Raw genomic sequence first — 2,347 nt, 5'->3', positions numbered from 1 at the left:
CGGCTCGGCCTATTCCAGGATCTCCTTCAGCCGTGCCCGGTCAAAGCCGATGACGCGCTGGCCGCGCACGACCAGGGTCGGCGTGCCGACGGCGCCCAGGGCCTGGTAGTCGCTCAGGCACTGGGCATCGCGCTCGATGAAGCACTCGCTGAAGGGCACGCCCTCCTGAGTCATCCAGCGCCGCGCCGCCAGGCAATAGGGGCAGGTCTCGGACGAGATCATGCGGATATCGCCCGGCCTGGCGCGCTGCTTCAGCAGTTCGCCGTCCTGCGCTGCAACATGCCCGCGCCAGGCCCAGGAGGCCAGCGCGGTCAGCGCAACGACGACGAGCAGCGAAAGCGGGGGCCACTTCATGGCCCCATGCTAGACCGGCTCAATAAACCTCGGGAACGATGATGTCGTCCGGCACGGGGTTGCGCAGGTAGTCCTCGCGGCGTTCGCGCGCGGGCAGATCGATGTCGGCGTGCGGTACCTCCTGGTAGGGCATCTGGCCCAGCAGGTGATGGATGCAGTTCAGCCGCGCGCGCTTCTTGTCATCCGCCGGCACGACCCACCAGGGCGATTCGGGGATGTGGGTGCGCTCCAGCATCACCTCCTTGGCCGAGGTGTAGGCCTCCCAGCGCCGGCGCGACTCCAGGTCCATGGGGCTCAACTTCCACTGCTTGAGCGGGTCGTGGATGCGGCCCAGGAAGCGCACGCGCTGCTCGTCGTCGCTGATCGAGAACCAGTACTTGATCAGCTGGATGCCCGAGCGCTGCAGCATGCGCTCGAACTCGGGCGCCGAGCGGAAGAACTCCTCGTACTGCTCGTCGGTGCAGAARCCCATCACGCGCTCGACRCYGGCGCGGTTGTACCARCTRCGRTCGAACAGCACGATCTCGCCGSCSGCSGGSAGGTGCGASACRTAGCGCTGGAAGTACCACTGCGTGCGCTCGCGGTCGTTGGGCGCCGGCAGCGCGGCCACTCGGCACACGCGCGGGTTCAGCCGCTGCGTGATGCGCTTGATGACGCCCCCCTTGCCCGCCGCGTCGCGGCCTTCGAACAGGATGACGACCTTGTGGCCCGTGTGCTGCACCCAGTCCTGCAGCTTGACCAACTCGCTCTGCAGGCGGAACAGCTCCCGGAAGTAACGCCGCCGCTCGATGGCTTCACCGGCCGGCGCGTCGCTGGCCATCACACCGTGTTCTCGGTCCTCGAGCTCAAGCTCCAGTTCCTCGTCGAAATCGTCCTGCAGGTCGCGGTGAATGCGCTTCACCAGTTCGTCTTCGATGTGGCTCACGAGGGCTCCCGGCCGCAACGGCGGCTGTAGGCCGCGAGCCTAGGCGGGCGATATGGCGCGACTGTGACAAGGAGCTTGACGACATCGTTTACACACGTAATCATTCGCCATCGTTTACGCTCGTAATCAATGACCAGGCCACCCACCCCCATCAGCGACGCCGAAGCCCAGGTCATGCGCCTGCTTTGGCAGCGCGCTCCCCAGGCCGCCGACGAGATCGCCGCGGTGCTCGGGCCCCGGCAAGGCTGGCAGCTTGCCACCGTGAAGACGCTGCTGAACCGGCTGCTGAGCAAGGGCGCCGTGACGGCCGAACGCGACGGCCGGCGCTTTCTGTACGCGCCTGCCGTACCCGAGGACGCCTGGGTGGCCGACACCGGCCTGTCGCTGATCGACCGGCTGTTCGGCGGGCGCCTGGCGCCGCTGGTGGCGCAGTTCGCGTCGGAACGCAAGCTGAACGCGGACGACATCGCGGCGCTGAAGGCGCTGCTGAAGGAGCAGGGGCATGAGTGAGCGGCTGCTGGTGGTGTTGCTGCAGCAGGCTCTGTTGCTGAGCGTAGGCGTCATGCTGATCGCCGCGCTGCGGCCGCTGCTGCTGAGGCGCCTGGGCGCAGGCAGCGCCTACGCGGCCTGGCTGCTGGTGCCGGCGCTGTTGCTGACGCTGCTGCTGCCCCGGCCGGCTCAGGAGCCGCTGCGCGTGGTGCTGCAGGCCACGGGCAGCGCCCAGACGCTGGCCGCGCCTGCGCTGCCAGCGCCGCCGCCGGATCACGCGGCAGCCTGGTTGGCGCTGTGGCTGGGCGGCGCATCGCTTTTCGCCGCGACCCAGTTCTGGCGGCAATGGCGGCTGACGCGCCTGGGCCAACAACTGCCGGCCGGCAGCAGCCCCGCCCTCGTCGGCTTGCTGCGGCCGCGCGTCGCGCTGCCCGTCGATTTCGAACAGCGCTTCTCGCCTGCCGAGCGCGAGCTGATCCTGGCCCACGAGCAGGTGCATCGCGACMGACTGGACAACCTCTGGAACCTGCTCGCCTGCGCGCTGACGGCGCTGCACTGGTGGAACCCGCTGGCCTGGTG

General features: G+C 68.7%; 4 protein-coding genes. 2 read left to right on the top strand and 2 right to left on the bottom strand.

All coding sequences use genetic code 11. From position 1 onward, the window contains the following. Positions 1-9: 9 nt before the first annotated feature. Entirely contained in the window at positions 10-354 is a 345-nt protein-coding gene (locus AC1DU6_RS27810) for a glutaredoxin family protein (protein WP_056198630.1), read from the bottom strand. A 19-nt stretch (positions 355-373) separates the two neighbouring features. Then, positions 374-1,279: a polyphosphate kinase 2 gene (ppk2, locus tag AC1DU6_RS27805; RefSeq protein ID WP_477861078.1), complete on the bottom strand. Its 906-nt coding sequence runs from the start codon at positions 1,277-1,279 to the stop codon at positions 374-376. 129 nt (positions 1,280-1,408) lie between these two features. Here ppk2 and AC1DU6_RS27800 point away from each other — a divergent pair, with 129 nt between their 5' ends. Continuing rightward, positions 1,409-1,789: a BlaI/MecI/CopY family transcriptional regulator gene (locus AC1DU6_RS27800; protein ID WP_056198634.1), complete on the top strand. Its 381-nt coding sequence runs from the start codon at positions 1,409-1,411 to the stop codon at positions 1,787-1,789. Next, on the top strand, positions 1,782-2,347 hold a 566-nt coding region (locus AC1DU6_RS27795; protein WP_477861075.1), incomplete at its 3' end, for a M56 family metallopeptidase. The genes AC1DU6_RS27800 and AC1DU6_RS27795, both read left to right, overlap by 8 nt.

Source organism: Roseateles sp. P5_B10 (assembly GCF_056400485.1).
This window is presented reverse-complemented; position numbering and strand designations above follow the sequence as displayed.

What these genes read in the sequence shown, in the direction of transcription:
- AC1DU6_RS27810 (WP_056198630.1), bottom strand. Translation starts at nt 354, where the DNA reads ATGAAGTGGCCCCCGCTTTCGCTGCTCGTCGTCGTTGCGCTGACCGCG.
- AC1DU6_RS27800 (WP_056198634.1), top strand. Translation starts at nt 1,409, where the DNA reads ATGACCAGGCCACCCACCCCCATCAGCGACGCCGAAGCCCAGGTCATG.